Source organism: Qingrenia yutianensis (assembly GCF_014385105.1).
GTDB lineage: Bacteria > Bacillota > Clostridia > UMGS1810 > UMGS1810 > Qingrenia > Qingrenia yutianensis.
Window position 1 is genome coordinate 238215 of the sequence record NZ_JACRTE010000001.1, and the last position, 24563, is coordinate 262777.

The window sequence follows — 24563 nt, forward strand, 5'->3', positions numbered from 1 at the left end:
AAAACTTGAAAAACGTCGGAATTTGTTATAAAATAGTCGTGTAGTTTTATTTTTTATAAATTTTCAGGAGGAAATTATGGAAAAGTTATTCAAACTTAAGGAAAACGGCACGACCGTTAAGCGCGAAATTATCGCCGGTATTACCACATTCTTGGCAATGGCGTACATTCTCGCGGTTAACCCGAGTTATCTCGGAAATATCGAGGGCGCAACTCCTGCGGCTATTTTCTCGGCAACTGCCATTTCCGCAGCTATTGCTACACTTTGTATGGCGTTTTTCGCAAACTATCCGGTAGCGCTTGCTTCGGGTATGGGTCTTAACGCTTTTTTTGCGTTCACCGTTTGCGGTGCTATGGGTTACAGCTATCAGGTTGCTTTGACTGCTGTATTTATCGAAGGTATAATCTTTATGATACTTTCGCTCTTTAAATTCAGAGAAGCGCTTGTTAACAAAATCCCCGAAAACCTCAAATTCGGTATCACAGCAGGTATCGGTCTTTTCATCACTATAATTGCGATGATTAACGCAGGTATCGTTGTAAACAACGACGCAACATTGGTAGGACTCGGAAATCTTGCATCTCCGCAGGTTGTTTTGGCAATCGTTGGTCTTATCATTATCGGCGTTCTTCACCACTTCAAGGTTACGGGCGACATTCTTATCGGTATTATCGCAACTTGGGTTTTGGGCATAATTTCAGAGCTTTGCGGCTGGTACGTTGTAAACCCCGAAGCAGGCATATATTCGCTTATTCCGTCGTTTACATCTGCAAGCTTTGCGGCACCTGTTTTCTGCAATTTCGATTTCGGATTTATCGGAAAACACTTCTTGGAATTTGCTGTTGTAACTTTCACATTCCTTTATACAGATATTTTTGACACAGTCGGCACACTTATCGGTGTTGCAGAAAAAGCAGATCTCCTTGACAAAGACGGCAGACTTCCCAAAGCGGGCGGTGCTCTCATGGCAGACGCGGTCGGCACAGTTGTCGGCGCTTGCCTCGGTACATCTACCGTAACAAGCTACGTTGAATCGAGCGCAGGTGTTTCGGCAGGCGGAAGAACAGGTCTTACATCGGTTGTAACGGCAATTTTGTTCCTTCTCTCGCTTGTTTTGTCACCGATATTCCTTGCAATTCCTTCGTTTGCAACTGCTCCGGCTATGATTTTCGTAGGTCTTTTGATGCTCACATCAATCAAAAACGTTTCGTTTGACGGTGATGTTGCGGACACAATCGGTGCATTTTTGGCAATCGTTGTAATGCCGTTTACATATTCAATCGCAACCGGTATTATGTTCGGTCTTATCTCGTGGGTTGTTCTTAAAATCCTCACGGGCAAAGCAAAAGATATTTCCGCAGTTATGTGGATTTCTGTTGCATTGTTTGTACTTTATATCATTACGCTCGTTGCTTAATTACACATTTTACCTGTTAAAAACGAAAGGGTTGACTTTAAATGAATTCCTACTATGAGCTTAATATAGCAGGTATAAAAAGAAATTTACCGCTTTGTAAGGTTAACGATAAATTGTATATCGCCGCATTTGTAATGTTCGGCGATGTTGAGCTTACAAAGGTTTGTGCCGAGGAGCTTTTGAAAATTGCTCCCGAGCACGATATTATGATTACGGCTGAATCAAAGGGTATTCCGCTTCTTTACGAAATGGCGCGCCAGTCGGGTGTTAATAATTATCTTCTTGCAAGAAAAGGTCCCAAACTTTATATGCAGGACATTATCACTGTTGACGTTGACTCGATTACCACCGAGAAAAAGCAGATTTTGTGCATAAGCGGTGCTGATGCCGAGTCTATGCGCGGAAAACGTGTACTTATCGTGGACGATGTTATCAGTACGGGCGAATCGCTTGCGGCTTTGTCAAAGCTTGTTGAAACGGCGGGCGGAAATATTGTCGGCAAAATGGCAGTCCTCGCAGAGGGCGACGCTATTGAAAGACACGATATAACCTGTCTTGCGCCGTTGCCTCTCTTTGATGAAAACGGTAACGCTTTATAAGATTTTAAACTGCGTATGCGAATTAAGCATACGCAGTTTTTTTGTAAACTATATGGTAATTTTTGTATAATTCCTTTATATAAAGTCAAAAATATATTTATAAAATCAAAAGGTGACGGCATATGAAACTTTCTTATTTTTTATGTATCATTGCAAATGTAGTTTTAATAGTTCTCGGGCAGGTTTTGTTTAAACTCGGCGTCGGCAAAGAGGGAATGACCTTTTCCGTAAGCGGAATTTTCCGCCTGTTTACCAACGGATATATAATTTTCGGGCTTTTTACTTACGTTTTTTCAACGTTGATTTGGTTTTATGTTCTCGACAACGTAAACTTAAGCAAGGCATATCCCGCGCAAAGCTTGTGTTATGTTCTTATGGCTGTGGTGTCGGCAATGTTTTTCAAAGAAAAAGTCGGCATAAAAAGCATAATCGGGCTGGTGCTCATAATTTCGGGCGTTATTTTTTCGGTAAACGGATAGAAAATCTGCATATATACAATATATTTTGCATAAAATAGACTTTTTTACACTTTTTATTCAAAAAAGCTTGACAAGCACTGCATAAAGTATTATAATCTTTACTGTTAAAAAGAACAAGGAAAACTTGAAAAGAGGTAATTTTTTATGAAGAAAATTCTAAGCACGGTTATGGCGCTTTGTCTTTGCGCCGCAATGTTTACCGCTTGCGGAAACAAAAAGGTAACGCTTAAAATTCTTGACACGGAATATGCGTCGGAAGATTACGCTATCTGCATTGCGAAGGAAAACACTGAGCTTTTGGATAAAGTCAATGCCGCTCTCGACGAATTGACAGCTGACGGCACTGCTAAAAAAATTGTTGACAAATACATCTCGGGCACTACAAACGACCTTGTTTTCCAGGCAAATGCAGACGGCAAGGATGAATTACATATGGCTACAAACGCGCAGTTCCCTCCGTATGAATACTACGAAGGTGAAAAAATTGTCGGTATCGACGCTGAAATGGCTGCCGCAATCGCGGACAAGCTTGATATGAAACTCGTTATCGACGATATGGACTTTGACGCAATCATCACTTCTGTTCAGCAGGGTAAATCCGATATGGGTATGGCAGGTATGACAGTTACGGAGGACAGACTTAAAAACATCAACTTCTCGAAATCGTATGCAACCGGTATTCAGTCTGTTATCGTTCCCGAAGGCAGCAAAATCACTTCTGTTGACGACCTTTCGGCTGACGGCGCAAAATATCTTATCGGTACACAGAAAGGCACAACGGGCGACACCTATGCAGAGGATGATTTCGGTGCTGAACGAGTTATGAAATATGCATCGGGCAACGAGGCTATTCAGGCGCTTGTTACCGGCAAAGTTGACTGCGTTATCATCGACAACGAGCCTGCAAAGGCATATGTTGAAGCAAACAACAAATAATCAAAAAATTTAAACATAGGGGCAGATAAAGCCCCAACTCGGTAAGAAAGCATTGCCCTGTTAAACATCTTTTTTGCGAATTTCTGCGTTAAAAAAGGCTCGAAATCCGACAGGATTACTCGCTTTTTTGCCTTGAACTTCATCAAAAAATTTTGTTTTCAGGGTGCAAAGCAGTTTTGAAAATTGTAGTTTAATCTTTAGACAAGAAAAAAAGACAACGTAATACTGACGTATACGGTGTCTTTTTGACGAAGTATAAACTTAAAATACGGATTTCAAAACCAATGTTTCCTTATCGGGTTGGGGCTAATGTCTGCCCCGGTTTTTGCTTTTACAAAAATAAAACTTTACGGCGGTGACTTTGGAAAAATGGATTGGGTTAAAAAAATAGGCTGGCTAAACGATTTAAAAGCCGACTTTATATTGAATTTTGTCAGCGACAACAGATGGAAATTCATAACAAGCGGTCTTAAAAACACGCTTATCATCACATTTTTGGCGGTTTTAATCGGCGTTGCGCTTGGTATGATTGTGGCGGTTGTACGTTCAAGCTACGACAAAAACTATGCCGATATGCACAAAGGTTTGAACGAATTTCTGCTTAAAATCGCAAATGCAATATGCAAAATTTATCTTACAGTTATAAGAGGAACACCTGTTGTCGTTCAGCTTATGATTATGTATTACATAATTTTTGCAACCTCGCGAAACAGTCTTATGGTTGCGGTTATAGCGTTCGGCATAAACTCGGGCGCATATGTTGCGGAGATTGTGCGTTCGGGAATTATGTCTATCGACCAGGGACAGCTTGAAGCAGGCAGAAGCCTCGGCTTCGACTACAAACGCACTATGTGGTATATCATCATTCCGCAGGCGTTTAAAAACATTCTCCCTGCACTTGCAAACGAATTTATCGTTTTGCTGAAAGAAACGTCGGTTGCAGGTTATGTTACAATCCGTGACCTCACAATGGGCGGTAATATCATACGCGCGGCGACGTATTCGGCATTTATGCCCCTTATCGCGGTTGCGGTTATTTACCTTGTGCTTGTAATGTTCTTTACGAAGATTGTGAGCATACTCGAAAGGAGCTTGAGAAAGAGTGAACGATAATTACCTTATTGAAACAAAAAACTTGTGCAAGCATTATCTCGACGGCTCCGTTGTTGCGCTCGATAACGTTTCGACCGGCATAAAATCGGGTGAGGTTGTTGTTATAATAGGCCCGTCGGGCAGCGGAAAATCAACCTTTCTCCGCTCGTTAAATCTTCTTGAAGTGCCGACCTCCGGCTCGGTTATTTTCGAGGGAAAAGAAATTACAGACCCCAAAACAGATATAAACGTTCACCGCAGAAAAATGGGGATGGTTTTTCAGCAGTTTAACCTTTTTCCGCATATGAACGTTTTGGATAATCTCACTCTCGGCCCGATTAAACTTTTGAAAAAATCGAAATCAGAGGCAGAGAAAAATGCGCTTGAGCTTTTGGACAGAGTAGGCTTAAAGGATAGGGCGGATGCTTATCCGTCACAGCTTTCGGGCGGTCAGAAACAGAGGGTTGCCATTGTGCGCGCACTTTGTATGAACCCCGATGTTATGCTTTTTGACGAGCCTACAAGCGCACTCGACCCCGAAATGGTCGGAGAAGTGCTGGACGTTATGAAATCGCTCGCGGAAGGCGGTATGACAATGGTTGTTGTAACGCACGAAATGCGTTTTGCGCGCGAGGTTGGAAAACGTGTGATATTTATGGCGGACGGCGCGATAGTGGAGGAGGGCACACCATCCGAGATTTTCGACAATCCGAAAAACGAAAGAACAAAAGCCTTTTTGGAAAAAGTGCTTTAGATTTTATATGTATTAAAAAAGATACGGCATATTAAAATGCCGTATCTTTTTGTTTTAAGAATTTACTTTATAACAACGACTTCTTTAACTTCGTCTTTGTAAACTCTTACAAAAACTCTCTCGGGATCAAGCTCATCATATTTCTGAATGTCGCCGGAATCACCGATACTTACGTTTTTGTTGTTTGTTTTGGTATTTACATAGTAAATATCCGCATCGCCGATTGCAAAGTTCATAACTTCGCCGCCGTTAACCTGGAGGTTGAACGAATTCGAGAATTTCTTTGTAACTTTACCGTAGTAGGTCTGCAAATCGTCCGAAATTTTGTTTTCAGCCTCGGTTGCTTTGCTTGACACATCAAACAGTACCGTTATCTTTTCAATTTCGCCCTTAACGTTTGTCTTGTACTGGATAATATCACCCTGTGCAAGGCTTACTGTTTCACCGCCGGATTTTTTAACAAGAATGCCTGTTTCGCTTGTCGAAACTGTTACGGTTTTTCCATTCTGAACCGCATAAAGCTTTTCAATATCAACACCGTCTTCGTTCTGTGTTTTTGTTATTTTATCAACAACCGCGATAGAGGAGGACTCATCAGCGTCGCCGGTAGAGCTTGTTACAACAAGCACGCCTGCGCTCAAATCTTCGCTCAAATCGTATACAACAACGTCGTATTTATCGTCATTGATAAAGAATTTTTTATCTCTTATCGAATAATCTTCCGTATCGGTTTTGCCGTTCGGAATATCGAATACAACCGTATCGTCGGTTACTGTTACGCTCGAAGAAGAGGTTACAAGCTTACCGGACGCACTTTTGTAAACCGCTTCGGAAAGCGACATATTCTTGGAGAAGTTATCCTCGTCGATTTTTCCGTTTAAATCCTTAGCAGTAGTGATTTTAGACACCGCACCGTCTGAGTTTAATTCGTAAGTGATAAGCTGGGGGTTTTTGCCGATTGTTGCAAGCGCGTCTTTTGCAAGAACGCTGGACGAATTGTTAACTTTAACTTTTGCAGCAGATTTCAAAAGGAGCGATTTGCCGTCTTTTGTGAAAAGTTCAAGCTCCAAGACTTTGTTTATACCGCTTGCCATTTCAATACTGTTAAGGTAAGCGTAGTTGGAGCTTATTCTGCTGTCAGCGTCAACTGCGGCGATTTTACCCTGAACGTCGAGGTAGAAAGTTCCTTCGTCGTTAAGGCTGATTGTGTTGGGGTAGTTTGCCGCAACCTTGTAGCCCTTGCCGTCGATATAAACCTTTTCGTTATCCTTTTCGGTTACTGTACCCGAAACTTTTTCGCTCGACACTTCAATGTGAATAAACGAATTGTCCTTACTTTGTGTTACCGTTAAAACGTCCCATTCCTTGAGGTCTTTTATACCGATAAACTCACTGCCTTTTTCGATTGTGAAAGAGATATTTGTATCATCGGGATCAAGCACAAGTGTTTTTTTACCGTATTTGTCAACGATTTTATGGGTGCTTGTGAGCGCCTCATCAACGACATAATTAACCGTTTCGTTGATAAAAACTATATCGTATTCACCGTTTGTATCACTGTCCAAAAGTGTGAGTGTGCCGGATTCGATTTTTTTGAAATCTTCAAACGTGCCTGCTTTGCCGTTATACATAACTTTAGCGTCAGATGCAACGGTAGCTTTTTTCGCATTTTTGTCAGTGTCTTTGTTTACCCAGTATCTAACGGCTTTGGACGACTCTTCGTTTATAATTTCTTCGATGTCGTCAGCGTCGATTTTAACCGACTCGTTTTTGCCCTCAACGGGGATTGCAACAAGAAGGTTTTTCTCGTTTGTCTTGCCGTCTTTTTCAACGTATGCGTCAACGTTGAATCCTAAAATTTCTCTTACATCGGCATTTGCAATGTTATAGATTTTGTCGCCGATCTGAATTTGCGTATCTTTAAGATTGCTGTCGCCGTTTATTGCAGACGAACCTACTGCTTTAACCTGGTCGGTTATTTTTTCAACGTCAAGATAGTTGTAGAGAAGAGTTTTGTCTACAACTTCATATTTAACGTCGCTGCCGTAGCCAACCTGCTCCATAAGCTTAATTGTAAGACCGTTGAATACAAGTCTTGCAACTTTGCCTCTTGTGATACCTTCGTCACCGCTGCCCGGAACGTTCTTTGTAAGACCGATATTGGACGCAGTTACAAGGTAACCTGTGGGGTAACCCCCCTTGGACTCTGCCATTTTTTCATAGCCGAGCGCTCTTATCATAATTGTAACCATTTCAGCGTAGGAAATAGTGTCGTCGGGACGGAAAGTTCCCACATCGTCACCGATTACCATACCCTGGTCGGTTGCAACGTTGATATATCCGTTTGCCCAGTGATTTGAAACCACGTCGGGATATTTTGTTGCGCCGTTTGTAACTTCCGCAACTTCCTGAAGTCCGAGTGCCGAGATTGCAACTCTTGCACCCTCTGAACGGATAATTGTATCATCAGGTCTGAATGTACCGGTATCTTTATCGCCAACCATAATGTCTAAAACTCCCAATACCTGAGCGGCCTCCTCGTATTCTGTTCCTGCGACGTCACTCGGAATTGCAGCAAAAGCGGTGCTCATTACAGAAGCTGCCATCACAAATGCAACGGCTGTTGAGATGAGTCTTTTGAAGTTGAACATTAAATACTTCCTCCTTATATTTTCGGCAGATGCGCCGTGTGTCTTTTTGGCTGAACCAAAACTTCAATCTTTCCGCTTATAAGATATGTCTTGCCTCAACCTATGGCTATATAATATCGTATATGCGAAAATATATCAACCCTCAATATGTGGGTATAAAAACAGTATTTGGTATAGCAAAAAATCAATTTTCAAATTTAAAATTTTGATTGAAATTAACATAAATTCGTTGTATAATATATAGGAAATCATTTTTGAAAGGATATTATTATGTCAAGTGTATGGGGACATTTTAAAACGATAACATATCATAAATATCTTGTGGCGGTGCACGCGTCAAAGTGCGGAATTTTGTTTCAGGGACTAGTGCACGATATGTCCAAGTATTCGCCGACAGAGTTTATTGCAGGCGCAAAGTATTATAAAGGAACAAAGAGTCCGAACGAGGCGGAAAGGGCGGATAAGGGGTACTCCCTTGCCTGGATGCATCACAAAGGCAGAAACAGGCACCATTTTGAATACTGGTCGGACTACAATCCGAAAACAAAGGAAATCTCCGCGGTTAAAATGCCGGTGAAATACGTTGTCGAAATGCTTTGCGACCGTGTTGCCGCAAGCAAGGTTTATCAGGGGGACAACTACACAAATTCACACCCGCTGGAATACTTTTTAAACGGCAAGGCGCGCCGTAAAATTCACCCCGAAACGAGTGACCTTATAGAAAAACTTCTTCGTATGCTTGCAGAATACGGCGAAAAAGAAACTTTTGCTTATGCAAAAAAACTGATACGTGAAAATAAACGCGAAAAATATTGAATTTTATATAAAATTACTATTTAAAAATTTAAAATTATGTGATATAATTATAATGTTATTAACTTTTTAACGTAGAAAGGAAGTAAGGAAGGAAAATGATTTGGAACCCAAAAATCGAATGTGAGGGCAGGGGCGAAATTAAAGACCTGCAGCTTAAAAGACTGAAAGAAACGGTGGAGCGGATTTACAGCAATGTACCGTATTACAAAAAGAAGCTCGACGAGGCAGGGGTTACCCCCGACAGCATTAAGTCGCTTGACGATTTAAAAAGAATACCGTTCACCACAAAAGACGATTTGCGCGAAAACTATCCGTTCGGGCTTTTTGCGTCGCCGATGAAAGATATTGTGCGTATTCACGCGTCATCGGGCACAACGGGAAAACCGACGGTTGTGGGATATACGAAAAACGATCTCGACACTTGGTCGGAGGCTATTGCACGTCTTGCGTGCGCGGCAGGCGCAACGGAGGACGATATTGCACAGATTTCGTTCGGCTACGGCCTTTTTACCGGCGGTTTCGGCTTGCATTACGGACTTGAAAAAGTCGGTCTTGCAATTATCCCGGCATCAACAGGAAACACCGAAAAGCAGATTATGCTTATGAAAGATTTCGGCACAACGCTTTTGGTAAGCACGCCGTCCTATGCGCTTTATATGTCTGAAGTTGCCGAAAAAATGGGCATTGATATAAAGAAAGATTTAAAACTTAAAATCGGTATGTTCGGCTCTGAAGGCTCTACCGAAGAAATGAGACAGGAAATTGAAAAACGCTGGGGAATGACCGCAACCGAAAACTACGGTTTAAGCGAAATTATGGGTCCCGGTGTTGCCGGCGAATGTACCGAAAAATGCGGTATGCACGTGTCGGACGATTTGTTTATAGTTGAAATCATCAACCCCGAAACAGGCGAGGTTCTGCCTGAGGGTGAGGTCGGCGAGCTTGTTATCACAAACATCAAAAAAGAGGGTATTCCGCTTTTAAGATACAGAACAAAGGATATTACATATCTTGACAATACGCCGTGCAAATGCGGACGCACAACTCCGCGAATTGCAAAAATTCAGGGCAGAAGCGACGATATGCTCAAAATAAAGGGCGTTAACGTGTTCCCGTCGCAGATTGAAAGCGCGCTCCTCGGCACCAAAGGAATTGCGCCGTACTATCAGATTATCGTCAAAAAAGTCGGTTTTGTTGACGATATGGAGGTTTTGGTTGAGCTTAACGACGACAGCTTACTTGAAAAATTCAGCGAACTTGAAAAACTCGAGCGCACGGTTAAACACAAAATAAAAACCGTTCTCGGTCTTGACATTAAAATTAAACTTGTAGAACCGCAGACAATCGAGCGTACGGCAGGAAAAGCAAAAAGAGTTATTGATTTACGAAAATAAGGAGTTTTGACATATGAAAAGATTGATGATAGGCAACGAGGCTATTGCCCTCGGCGCATATGAAGCGGGCGTGCGGATTGTTTCGTCATATCCCGGTACACCCAGCACGGAAATTACAGAATTTATGGCAAAGCGCAACGACGTTTACACCGAATGGGCACCCAATGAAAAGGTTGCCTGTGAGGTTGCAATCGGCGCGTCAATCGCAGGCGCAAGAAGTATGACCTGTATGAAGCATGTCGGCTTGAACGTTGCGGCAGATCCGCTTTTCACAAGCTCATATACGGGCGTTAACGGCGGTTTTGTAATTGTTGTTGCCGACGACCCCGGTATGCACAGTTCGCAGAATGAGCAGGACAGCAGAAACTATGCAAAGGCGTCCAAAGTGCCTATGCTTGAGCCGTCCGACAGCGCGGAATGTAAGGAATTTATGAAAAAAGCTTTTGAAATAAGCGAAAAATTCGACACACCCGTTATCGTCCGTCTTACAACGAGAGTTGCACATTCGCAGAGCCTTGTTGAAGTAAATGAGCGCGAAAACGTTGAGCTTAAAGATATGGTTAAAAATCCTGCAAAATACGTTATGATGCCTGCAATGGCAAAAAAAAGACACGTTTTTGTTGAGCAGAGATGCGAGGATTTGAAAAAATTCGCCGAAACGAGCGATCTTAACAAAATTGAGATTAACGACACAAAAATCGGCATAATCACAAGCGGAATTACATATCAGTATGCAAAAGAGGCAATGCCCCAAGCAAGCTATTTAAAACTCGGTATAGTTAATCCCATAAACGAAAATTTGGTTAAAGATTTTGCAAAAAAGGTTGACAGAGTTGTCGTTTTGGAAGAACTTGACCCGTTTATCGAGGAATTTTGCAAGGCACACGGCGTAAACGCGGAGGGAAAAGAAATTTTCACACTCCAGGGCGAATACACCGCGTCAATGATAAAAGAAAAGCTTTTAGGCATCAAGAACGAAAACATTCTTTCAAGCGGCGTTGACGTTCCCGTAAGACCGCCCGTTATGTGTCCCGGCTGTCCTCACCGCGGTATGTTCTATGTTTTAAGCAAATTAAAACTTACTGTAAGCGGTGACATCGGCTGTTATACACTCGGTGCAATGGCACCGTTATCGGCGGTTGACGCTTGCGTCTGTATGGGTGCGAGCGTCGGTATGGCGCACGGTATGCAAAAGGCAAGGGGAGAGGAATTTGCCAAAAATACTGTTGCTGTAATCGGTGACTCTACATTTATACATTCGGGAATTACGGGACTTATCGATATTGTTTACAACAAAGGCGTATCAACTGTTATTATTCTCGACAACTCTATCACCGGTATGACCGGTCATCAGCAGAACCCGACGACGGGATTTACCATTAAAAACGAGCCTACAAAGAGCGTTAACCTTATAAAACTCGCAAACGCGGTCGGAATCGACAGAGTTGTTGTTGCAGACCCGTTTGACGTTGACAATTTTGAAAAAGTTGTAAAAGAAGAAATAAACGCACCCGAGCCGTCGGTGATTATTTCACAGCGTCCGTGCGCACTTCTTAAAAATGTTAACTACGGCAGAGAGTGCATAATTGACAGTGATAAATGCAAAAACTGCAAGATGTGTATGAAACTCGGCTGTCCGGCAATTACCGTTAAAAACGGCAAAATGGTTATAAATTCCGCACTGTGCAACGGCTGTGAACTTTGCACGCACGTTTGCAAATTCGGTGCAATAAGAAAGGTCGGTGAAGATAATGAGTAACATTATTATAGCAGGCGTCGGCGGTCAGGGAACGCTCCTTGCAAGCCGTATTCTCGGCGCGGTTGCAATCAGCGGAGGCTACGATGTAAAGGTTTCGGAGGTTCACGGAATGTCACAGCGCGGAGGCAGTGTTATAACCTTCGTAAAATTCGGCGAAAAGGTTTATTCGCCCATTATCGACATCGGCGAGGCTGATATTATTCTTGCTTTTGAAGAACTTGAAGCTTTAAGATGGCTTTCGTATCTTAAACCCAACGGAAAAATCATTGTAAATACGCAGAATATCGACCCGATGCCCGTTATTATCGGCGCGGCGAAATATCCCGAAAATATAATGGATACGTTAAATGAAAAATGCAAAAATGTACTTACCATTGACGCTATGAAATACGCAAACGAACTTGGCAACACAAAAGTTGCAAACGTTGTGCTGATCGGTCATATGGCTAAAAATACTGATATTGACAAAGAAATTTGGCTTGAAGCTATAAAAGATACCGTTCCGCCTAAATTTGCTGAGCTTAATCTTAAGGCATTTGAACTCGGTTACCAACATTAAAAAGGAGCATTGCGATGAAATACTGGGACGAAAAACACGAATGTATGGGCCGTGAAGAAATGCGTGCTCTGCAGTCGGAAAGACTTGTTGAAACTGTTAAAAGAGTGTACGAGCATCAGGCGCCGTACCGCAAAAAAATGGACGAAATCGGTTTAAAACCCGAGGATATAAAGAGCATTGACGATTTGACAAAGCTGCCGTTTACGGTTAAACAGGATTTGCGCGACAATTACCCGTACGGACTTTTTGCGGTTGATATGGACGATATTGTGCGTATTCACGCGTCATCCGGAACAACCGGAAAACAAACTGTTGTGGGATACACAAAAAACGACCTTGATATGTGGGCGAATATGGTTGCGCGTGTTTTCACGGCAGCGGGCGCGGACAAAAAGTCGATTTTCCAGATTGCATACGGCTACGGCCTTTTCACCGGCGGTCTGGGCGCGCATTACGGCGCTGAAAAAATCGGCGCGTCGGTCGTTCCGATAAGTGTAGGCAACACAGCGCGTCAGGTGCGCACACTGGTTGATTTCGGCGTTACACATATCGCGTGTACGCCGTCATACGTTATTTATCTTGCCGAAACAATTAAGGAAATGGGTATTAAAAAAGATGAATTAAAGCTTAAATACGGCATATTCGGCGCAGAGCCGTGGAGCGACAAAATGCGCAGAAAAATTGAGGACGAGCTTGGCATTACCGCGATTGATATTTACGGTTTGAGCGAGGTTGTCGGTCCCGGCGTAAGCTTTTCGTGCACCGAACAGGACGGCTTGCATATCAACGAAGATAATTTTATTCCCGAGGTTATCGACCCCGAAACAGGCGAAGTTTTGCCCGACGGTCAGCTCGGCGAACTGGTGTTTACAACAATCACAAAAGAAGGACTTCCGCTTATACGTTACAGAACGCGCGATATTTGTTCGCTTTCGCACGAAAAATGCGCGTGCGGACGTACACTCGTTAAGATGAGCAAACCCTGCGGACGCAGTGACGATATGCTCATTATCCGCGGTGTTAACGTATTCCCGTCGCAGATTGAAAGCGTACTTCTCGAAATGGGTAACACATCGCCTCACTATCTTTTGATTGTAGACAGAAAAGGCGCTCTCGACACGCTCGAAATTCAGGTTGAATTGAGCGAGGAAAGCTTTGAAAGCGACGAAATCAAATATGTTGAAACGTTAAGCTCGGAAATCAAAAAGAAAGTTGAAAGCACTCTCGGAATTGCCGCTAAAATTACGCTCGTTGAGCCGAAAAGCATTGAGCGCAGTGCCGGCAAAGCTGTGAGGGTTGTAGATAAACGAAAAATATAATTTTGGGAGGAGATTTTTATGTTTGTTAAGCAAATTTCGGTTTTTGTGGAAAATAAAGGCGGCAGACTTGCCAAGGTAACGAAAATTCTGGCGGAAAACGGTGTTAATATCAGAGCGCTTTCCATTGCCGACACGACCGATTTCGGCATTTTGCGCCTTATAGTTGATGACCCCGACAAGGCTTTTAAATCGCTTAAAGACGCCGGACTTATCGTGCGCACAACAAGCGTTCTGGCAATTTCTATCGACGATGTTGCAGGCTCGCTCGCGTCTGCGCTCGATACAATCGACAAATGCGGTATCAGTGTTGAATATATGTACGCTTATCTCGGCTATATCTCGGGTAAGGCTATGGTTGTTCTTAAAGTCAACGAGCCGGAAGAGGCTACCGAAAGACTTCGCAGTACAAATGTTAACGTTTTAAATGCTGAAGATGTATACAAAATTTAGTTAGGGTGCTTGGTTTGGATATCAATAAATTTTACAAAAACACTTACAATATCAGCGACGAGGTGCTGAAAATCACCGAAAATGCCGAGAAAGAAGTCGAAAAATACGCCGATAACGCACGGAAGGTGTGCGAATATAACTCGGTTAAAGTTTTAAACGCGTTTAATAAGCACAAAATATGTGAGGCGCATTTTTATCCGACAACCGGTTACGGCTACGACGACAACGGCAGAGATACCCTCGATATGGTTTATGCCGATGTTTTCGGCGCAGAGGACGCACTGGTGCGTCACAATATCGTCAACGGCACACAGGCAATTTCACTTTGTTTTTACGGTATTCTGCGCCCTGGTGACACGGTTGTTGCCGCGACGGGCAGACCGTACGACACTTTAGAGGAAGTTATCGGCTTGCGCGGTGAGAACGGCAACGGTTCGCTGAAAGATTTCGGTATAAATTACAAAGAAGTTGCGCTTAAAAACGATAAAATCGACATTGACGCACTGGTTAAGTCCATTGACAAAACCTGCAAAATGGTCGCTTTTCAGCGTTCAAAAGGCTATGCCTGGAGAAATTCTTTAAGTGTGGACGAAATAGGCGAGGCGATAACAGCGGTTAAATCGGTTAACAAGGATATTGTATGTTTTGTTGACAACTGCTACGGCGAATTTGTTGAAGAAAAAGAGCCATGCGACGTCGGCGCAGACCTCGCGGCAGGCTCTCTTATAAAAAATCCCGGCGGCGGAATTTGCCGAAGCGGAGGTTATATCGTCGGCACAAAAAGGTGCATTGAACTCGTTTCATACAGAATGACGTGCCCGGGAATAGGCAGAGAATGCGGTGCAAGCCTCGGCGAAAACAGGTTTATGTATCAGGGGCTTTTCCTTGCTCCGCACATTGTATATCAAAGCATAAAATCCGCTATGCTTGTGTCGGCTGTGTTTGATAAACTCGGATTTGACGTTATGCCGAAAATTTCCGACAGGCGAACCGACATTATTCAGGCGGTTAAGCTCGGAAACGGCGAAAAACTGGTTAAATTCTGCCAGGGAATACAAAAAGGTGCGCCGATTGACAGTTTTGTTGTGCCAGAGGCTTGGGATATGCCGGGTTACGAAAGTCAGGTTGTTATGGCGGCAGGCGCGTTTACACGAGGTTCATCGATTGAAATTTCCGCGGATGGCCCGATGCGCGAGCCGTATATTGCTTTTTATCAGGGCGGTTTGACATATGAAACCGCAAAAGCTGCCATTATGTCGGCGGCTGAAAACGTTATAAACTGTAAATAAGGTGATAAAATGAACAGAGGATTTTGTATTTTGGACGAAACAAAGCTGTGCGACGATTGCGGAGAATGTGACAAATGCGATTTGGACAGTACCAAAATATGCGATAACTGCGGAAAATGTATTGAATTTACCGATAGTTATGCAGAAATTAAGATTGATAAAATTATTACCGATAAAGATAAATAAACTCATTTTCAAAACTTCTTTGCATTTCGCAGGGAAGTTTTGTTTGTGTATAAAGAACTTTAGTTTACCGTAATATAGTTATGTAAACTAATTTGTTTTAAAACGTCCGTTGTACTTGAATTTTTTTTATAAATTTGTTATAATATTACAAGCGGAGGCTTAATATGGAATTTAATGAACTTAAAATTGAAGATAAAGAATTGTTTGACAAGTACATCAATAATGAATATGAAAACTGCGAAGCGGTATTCGGCAATCTTTTTATATGGCGGAACATTTCAAATACGCGTTTTGCGCTTTGTGACGGCGCTCTGTGTGTGGTTTACACAAAATCGAACGGCAAGCTTGCATCTTGTTATCCGTTCGGCGAATTTGATACAAAGACCGTTATAGAAAAGTTAAAAGAATATTTTGCATCAAAAGGGCAGGGGCTTATTATGGAAAGCGTCACCAATGCGCCGTGTGAAAAAATTAAAAATTTATACGGTGATGAGGTTGAAATTTTGCCCGACAGAAGCCTTTTTGACTATGTTTATACGTCCGACTCGCTTATAAATTTGAGCGGAAAAAAACTTCATTCAAAACGAAATCACATAAACAAATTTTTGTCGCTGTATGAAAATTTTGAGTACAAGAAACTTGAACGAAGTATGTTTGACGAGTGCCTTGAGAGTGTTAATAAATGGCTTTTGGAAAAATATCAGCCGACCGATACTGATTATAAAAATGAAATTACAGTCATAAAAGAATGTTTTAAAAACTACGAAAAACTTGGATTTATCGGCGGTTCGTTGTTTGTCAACGGCAAAATTGCGGCATTCACGATAGGCGAAAAATATTATAAAAATTCGTGCGTGGTGCATATCGAAAAGGCTGATACAAGCATTGAGGGCGCATATACGGCAATTAACAATTTCTATATTAAAAACGAGTGGCAAAACGTTGAGTTTGTCAACCGCGAAGAAGATATGGGACTTGAGGGCATACGCAAAGCAAAGCTTTCGTACAAACCTCATCATATGGTTGAAAAAAATACTATAATTTTTAAATAGGGTGATTTTTATGTATTTACTTCTTTTAGCAGACGGATTTGAAGAAATTGAGGCGCTGTCATTTGTTGACATTTTAAGACGCGCACAGATTGACGTCAGAACTGTGTCGGTGACCGGTGAAAAAACTGTTACAGGTTCGCATAAAATCGGAATTTGCGCTGATTTAACGTACAACGAAGTTGATTTTTCCGTTGTTAACGGCGCGGTACTCCCCGGCGGACTTCCGGGAACATATAACCTTGCAAAATCAGAATTTGTTAAAAATCTTTTTATAAGATTAAGCGACAGCAAAAAACTTATAGGAGCGATTTGCGCCGCGCCGTATGCACTCGCCGAATTCGGTATTTTAAACGGCAAAACCGCAACGGCGAATCCTGCATTTTGGGATAAGCTCGGCAATGCGAATGTCGATAAAAACTCCCGTGTATGTGTTTGCGATAATGTTATTACATCACAAGGTCCCGGAACGGCGCACGAATTTGCGCTTAAATTTGTTGAATTGATAAAAGGCGAAAAAATCGCGTCGGAGCTTAAAAATGAAATGCTTTACAAATAAAGATGAGATAAGAAAATCTTTGAAAATGCACAGAAAAGCTATGTCACAGGCTGAAATCCAAGAAAAAAGCACGGTCATTTGCGATAAAATTTACGAAAAAACCGTAAATTTTAAGAGTATTCTGTGCTATATTAGCCATATGGGCGAGGTTGACTTAACGTTTCTTATAAAGCGTCTGCTTGATGATGGGAAAATCGTTTCTGTGCCCGTATGCATTGAAAATTTTAACATTATACCGTCACAGATTGACAGTATAGATTTTGCATTTTCAGAGAATTGTTATAAAATCCGCGAAACGAAAATTTTGAAAATTCCCGAAATTTTTCCCGATTGCTGTATCGTTCCGGGTATTGGATTTGATATTACAAAAAACAGAGTAGGGCACGGTAAAGGCTATTACGACCGATTTTTGTCGGAAAATGCACTTTATAAAATCGGCGCTTGCTATGATTTTCAAATTGTTGACAAAATCGGTGCGTCAGAGTTTGACGTTAAAATGAATTGCGTTATTTCAGAGAAAAGGATAATTTAAAATGAACCTAATTATACTGATAGTATTCATACTGCAAACTGCATTGAGCGTGGTGCTCGGCACGTTTTTCGGCGACTCGCTGTCCGACTATATGCAGGTTTATCTCACACAGATAATTCCGATTTTCATACCTGCAATGATTTGCTGTTTTATGAGCCGAGAAGGTTTCAGAGGTTTTGCGCGTGACACGCGTCCGTCGGCGGTAAACGTGATTTTGTGCATAATTCTTGCAGTTTGTGCAAATTTGATATTGAGCTTTATAACTACATTTGTAGGCGAACTGATATTTCCAAATTCAGGAAACGCGTCGGATATAGGCATACCGCAGACAAATTTTGAATTTGTTCTCGACGTGCTTTTTATCTGCCTTATGCCGGCAGTTTTTGAGGAAATGTTTTTCAGAGGGGCGGTTCTTACAAGCTACGAAAAGATATACGGAAGCAAAAAAGCAATAATTCTTTGCGGACTTGTTTTTGCGCTGATGCACAATTCAATTTCGGTTTTTATACCACAGTTTATAATTGGGATTTTCTTGTCGTTTATCGTAATTAAATTTGACTCGCTGTATCTCGGTATGCTCGCGCATTTTGCAAACAATTTCACAACACTTTTCGTGCAGTACATCGTTTTGCAAAAATGTAGCGGCTCCAAAACAGTCTTATTCAGAAACCCGTTTTTGACAGTTGTGATATTGATAACAATTTTTACAGCAGCAATGGTCGCTGCATTAAGGCTGAACAACAGCATAAACTTCAAGCCGAAATCACTGCCGTGGAAAGTACGCAAGCGTGAAAAGAAGTTTATGCGCCTTATTGTGCTTTTGTTTATATTATTGCAGTTTGTTTTTTACTTTTTTAAGCTTACATAATGGAAGGAATTTATTTAAATAATGAAAAGAGTACAGTATAAGCGACCTTTTGAAAGATATAGGCAACGTCGTGAAATTAAAATTTCACGACGTGGGAGGTGGTAAAATTGCCGTCACTTACGGAAATATATTCAAAATGTCCTGTTTTTTTAAAAAACTATCTTACATATATGTCTGTTATAAAAGGAAAATCTCAAAATACAGTCACGCAGTATTATTATGATTTGAGAATTTTTTTGCGCTATATTATAATGACAGAAAAAAATCTTCACGAAGATGAATTTAACAATATCGATATTTTGAATTTCGATTTTGAAAAAATAAAAAAAATTACGCTTGATGATTTGTATGCCTTTATGGCATATATAAATAACGAACATTCATCAAACGACAGTTTTCGCGCACGAAAGGTTGCAAGTTTGCGTTCGTTTTTTAATTATCTTTATATAAAGGAAAAATCTATTTCGGAAAATCCCGCGCAAAATCTCGATACACCCAAACTAAAAGCACGACTGCCTAAATATTTGTCTTTGGAGCAAAGTATTGATTTGCTTAAAGTGATTGACGGCGAATACAAACAACGCGATTTAGCAATGTTTGCGCTGTTTTTAACCTGCGGATTGCGTCTTTCGGAGCTTGTCAGCATTGACATTAAAAACGTTGATTTTAAGAAGAAAACTTTAAAAGTTATAGGCAAAGGAAACAAAGAACGCATTGTATTTATCAACGATTTGTGTGTTGATACGATAAAAAAATACCTTGAGGTTCGCCCGAACGACGGTCTTGTCGGGAATGACAGAGAGGCACTCTTTATAAGCAGTAAATCGACGCGCATAACAGGACGAAGTGTCGAACGCATTGCAAAAAAATATTTTGACCTTGCGGGTATTGACTCGGACGTTTACACACCGCACAAACTCCGCCATACTGCAGCTACAATAATGTACCGCGACGGAAATGTTGATGTGCGCACTTTGCAGAAAATTCTCGGTCACGAAAGCCTTTCTACAACTCAAATATACACACACGTCAGCGACGAGTTTATGGAAAATGCGGCAAAGAAAAATCCGCTTGCGCAAGTTAAACTTGATGATTAAAAGAAAATTTTTCAGCAACATCGTGATTTTATATAAGATTACGATGTTGCTTTTTGTCCCCCACTCTGTTTTAATTTAAAATATTTTTTGGTTTACATAATTGTATTACGGTTAACTTATAATATACAAAAAGAGCCAAAATCATAAAAACTTTGACTCTTTGATATTTTGTTACTTTATTATCCAGAAGTTCATTCGGATTTTTTCTTCTTTTAATTGATATTTTTCATTTAATTCAGGACCGCACGAGCCTGAACCGACACCCGAAACCTTGTAATCTATGCGCACGTTTGTTGCTTTGTCTTTAACAAGTTCATCGGTATGCATTGCATATTCAAGCGTTTTTGCATTGTAATGTGAAACATTAAACTCAAACGAACTGTCGGTTTTAAATTTAAACGAATTGTCTATATCCAGCATTTTTGCATTATAATGATTTCCGTGTTCCTGCGGTTTAACATAGTTTACATACTCATCATCTGCACAGCTTTTGTAAAGTCCCATTCGTGCGTGGTGATGTAAATCAATATAACTTTCGCCCTTGCCGTACGCAAAATATGTGAATTTATCGTCATTCTCCGGAAGTTTAAGTTCAAATCCAAGACGCGGTAAAAAGTTGATTGCAGGATTTCTGTCACCTTTTAAATCAAAGTTAATGTCACCGTTTTCGTATATTGAAACCGTAAGCGTGTATCTAAAGCAAACAATTCTCGCTACGCCCGCAAGCGAACCCGAAACAACAATTTTTCCGTTTTTAATTTCACACGAATACACCTTTGAAAACATTTTGTTAAGGTTGTAACCCGTCTGCGAATTATCATAACCGCCCCAATAATGCTTATTTTTGCGTTCATTATCGGTCGGAGCGTGCCATACGCCGAGTTTTATCACATCAAGAAGCTTTTCTTCTCCGTTTATTTTTATGCTTTCAAAATTGCCGTACTGTTTGGAAAAACTGTATTCAAAACCGTTTCCGTTTGCCGTAATGCTTAATTTTTCTTCATTAAGCTTTGCAAGCTTTTTCGGCGCGGTAATTTTTTCAACCTCAACCTCCAGTTTATGCTGGCTCTGCGCACACTCAAAACCGTCTTTATCATACATAAAAATGTTAACATATGCACCGAGTTTGCACGATTTCGGCAAATCAAAGTCAAGGTTGAATTTTACGGTTTTCTTTGGTTTGACATCAAACTTTTTATTGAAAGCTTTAACGATTTTTCCGTCGATTTCTATATCAAATTTAAAATCGTATTCGTTAAGGTTCGTAAAATCAAACCTGTTTGTAATGCTTAAAATTCCTTTGTTATAAGCGGTTTTAATATTTTGATATGCGGTTTTTATCTCGTATGAACCTGCTTTCAGCGACCTGTCGGAGAACACCATTCCGTCACAGCAGAAATTTTTATCGTGCGTCAGATCGCCGAAGTCACCACCGTATTTTTGAACGCCGTTATCCATTGCAACGTGGTCTGCCCACTCCCAGATACAACCGCCGATAAACGCTTTGTGCGCATAAAATGCCTCAACATAATCGTGAACATCTCCGGGACTGTTTCCCATAGAATGTGAATATTCGCAGAGGAAAACCGGAAGTCTGTTGTCTTTGTTTTCGGCATACGCAACACAGTCGTCAATAGGCAGATACATTCCCGAAAAAACATCAATCGGCTCGTATTCCTGCGGAAATTCAATCTGCCGGCAAGCGTCCTCGCAGTGAACAAGACGTTTTTTATCAAGCTTACGTATAAGATTGAGCATATTTCGCATATTAACACCGTATCCGCTCTCATTTCCAACCGACCACATAAATATCGACGGGTGGTTTTTGTCGCGGTTAACAGTGCGCTCCATACGCTCGTTCAGATAAAAATCCCAGTCGGGATTTGCACACGGCCAGGTTTTGTCGAGCGCGTCGTATTCATAATGACCGAAGCGGATACAAAATCCGTGGCTTTCCATATCGTTTTCGAGCACAACGTAAAAACCCATTTCGTCACAGTAGTTTAAAAACTTCGGTGTAGGCGGATAATGCGACGTGCGGATTGTGTTTATGTTGAGTTTTTTCATAAGGCGCAAATCAGTCAAAATTTCCTCGTCGGTCATATACCAGCCGTTTTTGGGCGATGTGTCGTGATGGTTAACGCCTTTAAGTTTTACGCTTTCGCCGTTTATGATAAGTTCCTTATTTGATGAAATTTTAATTGTGACAAATCCGAATTTTATTTTTATAATTTCGCCTTCGTATTCAAAAACAAGCGTGTATAAATACGGTTTCTCGGCATTCCAGTACGTCGGATTTTCCACATTAAAGGTGCATTTTTTATTGCAGTCATTCTCGTCCAAAAGCTTGCCGCTGTCGTATAATTTTACGTTAGCTTTTCCCTCAAAAACAACATTAACCGTGTTTTTATCGGTTGTTACACTGATATCTTTAATATGTCCGACGGGGCGCGACAAAAGGTAAACATCACGGATAATTCCGTTGCAGCGAAAAGCGTCCTGATCTTCAAGATACGTACCGCAGCACCATTTTACAACCTTGGCAAGAACTGTGTTTTTGCCTTTTTTCACGTATTTTGTAATGTCAAATTCCGCCTGAAGTCTGCTTCCCTGGCTGAAACCGACGTATTTGCCGTTTATGTAAAGTTCAAGACAGGACGAAACTCCCTCAAACACAATGTAGTGCTTTCTTTCGGTGTCGTCAATCTCAAATTCGCGCATATAAACACCCAGCGGATTGTCGTCGGGCACATACGGCGCATCAACGGGAAACTGAAACGCAACGTTTGTGTAATTAGGTTTTTCATAACCCGTTGTCTGCCAGCAGGACGGCACTTTAACCTTGTCCCAATTTTCAATTTTGCCGTCGTAATCGACGTCACGGCTGAAATACTTAAAATTCCATTCGCCGTTAAGCAGCGTATACGCACCGTCGTTTTCGGGTATATAATACGCTCTTTGCTTCTCTCGGTTTTCCGATACTTTTTTGGGATTTTCATAAAATCTCATTTGTTTCTCTCCTTTTTTCTCTCCTTTATTTAATATGTGCGGTCAATTTTCGCAACTATATTTATCCTTGAATCATAGCTTTTCATTTTGTCCATTATTTCAAAAACAATTTTATGACAGGATTTATCGTCGTATTCATACGGAAAAACAATATCAAAAATAAGGTTGATGTTATCTTTGCCGTCCGTTATGCGGAAATCGTGAATTGTAAGATTTTTGTCGATTTCCTCCGCAATTTCCTCAACCTTGTTTTTTAAGCTGATTGTACGTTCGCAGTCTACATTTATCGGGTCGGTGTGAATAATCATAACAACACCGAGTTCTTCTTCAATTTTATTTTCGAGTGCATCGATAATCTCGTGGATTTCAACTATATTTTCGGTGTCTTTAACCTCCGCGTGCGCCGACGCAATGACGCGCCCGGGGCCGTAATCATGCACTATAAGGTCGTGGACGCCTTGTATACGTTCTCCGTTTAAGATGATATTTTTAAGCTTTTCGACAAGTTCTTTGTCGGGCGCTTTACCGAGAAGCAAATCAATGGTGTCTTTTGCAATGCCGAAGCCTGAAAGAAGTATCAGCACCGACACACCGACACCAAGAATTGCGTCGAGCGGAAGCGTTGTGAAAAGCCCCAAAACAGTGGAAACGATTACCGCGCTTGTTGCCCACACATCGCTCAAACTGTCCTCCGCAGCGGCGCAAAGCACACTTGAATTGATTTTTTTGCCTATGTAACGATTGTAGAAAAACATCCAAACTTTTACAAGCACCGAAAGGGCTAAAATCAGCACCAGATACGGGTTAAAATTGAGCGTTTCGGGGCGGAAAATTTTCGATACCGATGTTTTGAAAAGTGATATTCCCACAAAAAATATGATTGCCGCAACGAAAAGTGATGCGACATATTCAATTCTGCCGTGACCGAACGGATGTTCCTTGTCGGGACGCATATTGCTCATTTTCGCGCTGATTACACTCAAAAGCGACGACGCAATATCGGAAAGATTGTTAAAAGCGTCCGAAATTACGGCGATACTGTTTATGTAAAAGCCTATTATTATTTTCAAGGCAAAAAGTATAAAATTATTGAAAATTCCCAGTACGCCGGCGAGAACGCTGTACCTTTCGCGCACATTTTTATCTGTTATATTTTCGTAATCGGGTATAAATTTTCTTATAATAAAATTTATCAATTATGACATTCCCCTTACAATATATTATTAACATTATCTTACAATAACTATCGATAAAAGTCAAGAAAATTAAATAAAAAGTTTATTTTTTCATATTGCGGTTAAAATTTTCATACAATTTACTATGCAAAAAGTTAAAAGAGGTGATTTTATGGCTCAAAAAGGGAAAATTTTTGTCCGCGTGACACTTTCAAAAGCGCAAATTCCAATCATCGGAGCGCATGTAAATTATGTAAAAAGCAACGGAGTTAAAAACATTCTTTTAAACACACAGCTTACCGACGAAAACGGAAAAACGGGCGAAATTGAGTTTGACACCCCCAACGAAGAAAACTCACAAAACGACATAAATCCCGACGACAGATTTTTTACTTGCGACATAATTGTAACCCACCCTTCATATTATACGACATACATTAAGAACGTGCAGATTTTTGCAAATCAGACAACCGTTCAGGAGGTCAACGTTCTGCCGATCGAGGAAGATTCAGACCCCGCCGGGATTTACGAAACAATCGATATTACAAGCCAAGACTTATAAGAAAGGAGATTT

The 24563-nt window shown here is 41.2% G+C and carries 23 protein-coding genes; 20 read left to right on the top strand and 3 right to left on the bottom strand.

What is annotated here, in order from left to right:
- Nucleotides 1-76 precede the first annotated feature (76 nt).
- The 6 genes from H8706_RS01050 (at nt 77) to H8706_RS01075 (ending at nt 5277) form a co-directional block, all read left to right on the top strand.
- Nucleotides 77-1417: an NCS2 family permease gene (locus tag H8706_RS01050; RefSeq protein ID WP_262431145.1), complete on the top strand. Its 1341-nt coding sequence runs from the start codon at nt 77-79 to the stop codon at nt 1415-1417.
- Between the two features lie 41 nt (nt 1418-1458).
- Nucleotides 1459-2016 carry a phosphoribosyltransferase family protein gene (locus H8706_RS01055; protein WP_178348149.1) on the top strand — a complete coding sequence of 186 codons (558 nt, stop codon included), beginning with the start codon at nt 1459-1461 and terminating at the stop codon, nt 2014-2016.
- A gap of 122 nt (nt 2017-2138) precedes the next feature.
- Complete coding sequence (locus H8706_RS01060; RefSeq protein ID WP_262431146.1) at nt 2139-2495, top strand: EamA family transporter; 357 nt, start codon at nt 2139-2141, stop codon at nt 2493-2495.
- Nucleotides 2496-2639: 144 nt separating this feature from the next.
- Complete coding sequence (locus tag H8706_RS01065) at nt 2640-3431, top strand: transporter substrate-binding domain-containing protein (RefSeq protein WP_262431147.1); 792 nt, start codon at nt 2640-2642, stop codon at nt 3429-3431.
- A gap of 369 nt (nt 3432-3800) precedes the next feature.
- Complete coding sequence (locus tag H8706_RS01070) at nt 3801-4544, top strand: amino acid ABC transporter permease (RefSeq protein WP_262431148.1); 744 nt, start codon at nt 3801-3803, stop codon at nt 4542-4544.
- Complete coding sequence (locus H8706_RS01075) at nt 4534-5277, top strand: amino acid ABC transporter ATP-binding protein (RefSeq protein ID WP_178348146.1); 744 nt, start codon at nt 4534-4536, stop codon at nt 5275-5277. Before H8706_RS01070 ends, H8706_RS01075 begins: the two co-directional genes overlap by 11 nt.
- Before the next feature lie 62 nt (nt 5278-5339).
- Here H8706_RS01075 and H8706_RS01080 read toward each other — a convergent pair whose 3' ends face one another.
- The gene (locus H8706_RS01080) at nt 5340-7928 is read right to left on the bottom strand and encodes an S-layer homology domain-containing protein (RefSeq protein WP_262431149.1); all 2589 of its coding nucleotides are present in this window, start codon (nt 7926-7928) and stop codon (nt 5340-5342) included.
- A 270-nt stretch (nt 7929-8198) separates the two neighbouring features.
- Between H8706_RS01080 and H8706_RS01085 the strand changes: the two genes are divergently transcribed.
- The 13 genes from H8706_RS01085 (at nt 8199) to xerA (ending at nt 19805) form a co-directional block, all read left to right on the top strand.
- Complete coding sequence (locus H8706_RS01085) at nt 8199-8744, top strand: DUF5662 family protein (protein ID WP_262431150.1); 546 nt, start codon at nt 8199-8201, stop codon at nt 8742-8744.
- 95 nt (nt 8745-8839) lie between these two features.
- Nucleotides 8840-10138 carry a phenylacetate--CoA ligase family protein gene (locus H8706_RS01090; RefSeq protein ID WP_262431151.1) on the top strand — a complete coding sequence of 433 codons (1299 nt, stop codon included), beginning with the start codon at nt 8840-8842 and terminating at the stop codon, nt 10136-10138.
- Nucleotides 10139-10151: 13 nt separating this feature from the next.
- Nucleotides 10152-11897, top strand: coding sequence for an indolepyruvate ferredoxin oxidoreductase subunit alpha (gene iorA, locus H8706_RS01095; RefSeq protein ID WP_262431152.1), 1746 nt, complete (start codon nt 10152-10154; stop codon nt 11895-11897).
- Entirely contained in the window at nt 11890-12456 is a 567-nt protein-coding gene (locus tag H8706_RS01100; protein WP_262431153.1) for an indolepyruvate oxidoreductase subunit beta, read from the top strand. Before iorA ends, H8706_RS01100 begins: the two co-directional genes overlap by 8 nt.
- A 14-nt stretch (nt 12457-12470) precedes the next feature.
- Nucleotides 12471-13775 (top strand): phenylacetate--CoA ligase family protein, encoded by a 1305-nt coding sequence (locus H8706_RS01105; protein WP_262431154.1) that lies wholly within the window; start codon nt 12471-12473, stop codon nt 13773-13775.
- Nucleotides 13776-13793: 18 nt separating this feature from the next.
- On the top strand, nt 13794-14225 hold the full coding sequence (locus H8706_RS01110; protein WP_262431155.1) for an ACT domain-containing protein: 432 nt from the start codon (nt 13794-13796) through the stop codon (nt 14223-14225).
- A 14-nt stretch (nt 14226-14239) separates the two neighbouring features.
- On the top strand, nt 14240-15514 hold the full coding sequence (locus H8706_RS01115) for a methionine gamma-lyase family protein (RefSeq protein WP_262431156.1): 1275 nt from the start codon (nt 14240-14242) through the stop codon (nt 15512-15514).
- Nucleotides 15515-15523: 9 nt separating this feature from the next.
- Nucleotides 15524-15700, top strand: coding sequence for a hypothetical protein (locus H8706_RS01120; RefSeq protein WP_178348137.1), 177 nt, complete (start codon nt 15524-15526; stop codon nt 15698-15700).
- Nucleotides 15701-15864: 164 nt separating this feature from the next.
- Nucleotides 15865-16752 carry a DUF2156 domain-containing protein gene (locus H8706_RS01125; protein ID WP_262431157.1) on the top strand — a complete coding sequence of 296 codons (888 nt, stop codon included), beginning with the start codon at nt 15865-15867 and terminating at the stop codon, nt 16750-16752.
- Between the two features lie 10 nt (nt 16753-16762).
- Nucleotides 16763-17308 (top strand): DJ-1 family glyoxalase III, encoded by a 546-nt coding sequence (locus H8706_RS01130; RefSeq protein WP_262431158.1) that lies wholly within the window; start codon nt 16763-16765, stop codon nt 17306-17308.
- Entirely contained in the window at nt 17289-17840 is a 552-nt protein-coding gene (locus H8706_RS01135; RefSeq protein ID WP_262431159.1) for a 5-formyltetrahydrofolate cyclo-ligase, read from the top strand. The genes H8706_RS01130 and H8706_RS01135 overlap by 20 nt, the downstream gene beginning before the upstream one ends.
- Before the next feature lies 1 nt (nt 17841).
- On the top strand, nt 17842-18708 hold the full coding sequence (locus H8706_RS01140; RefSeq protein WP_262431160.1) for a CPBP family intramembrane glutamic endopeptidase: 867 nt from the start codon (nt 17842-17844) through the stop codon (nt 18706-18708).
- A gap of 107 nt (nt 18709-18815) precedes the next feature.
- A complete protein-coding gene (gene xerA, locus H8706_RS01145) occupies nt 18816-19805 on the top strand; it encodes a site-specific tyrosine recombinase/integron integrase (RefSeq protein WP_262431161.1) in 990 nt (329 codons plus the stop codon).
- A 171-nt stretch (nt 19806-19976) separates the two neighbouring features.
- Here the strand turns inward: xerA and H8706_RS01150 are convergent, their stop codons facing one another.
- Together H8706_RS01150 and H8706_RS01155 are read right to left on the bottom strand one after the other, a co-directional pair.
- The gene (locus H8706_RS01150; protein ID WP_262431162.1) at nt 19977-22814 is read right to left on the bottom strand and encodes a glycoside hydrolase family 2 TIM barrel-domain containing protein; all 2838 of its coding nucleotides are present in this window, start codon (nt 22812-22814) and stop codon (nt 19977-19979) included.
- A gap of 29 nt (nt 22815-22843) precedes the next feature.
- Complete coding sequence (locus tag H8706_RS01155) at nt 22844-24010, bottom strand: cation diffusion facilitator family transporter (RefSeq protein ID WP_262431163.1); 1167 nt, start codon at nt 24008-24010, stop codon at nt 22844-22846.
- 151 nt (nt 24011-24161) lie between these two features.
- On the opposite strand from H8706_RS01155, the gene H8706_RS01160 reads away from it, so the two are divergent.
- Nucleotides 24162-24551, top strand: a complete 390-nt coding sequence (locus H8706_RS01160) for a hypothetical protein (RefSeq protein ID WP_262431164.1) — start codon at nt 24162-24164, stop codon at nt 24549-24551.
- The last annotated feature ends 12 nt before the right edge of the window (nt 24552-24563 follow it).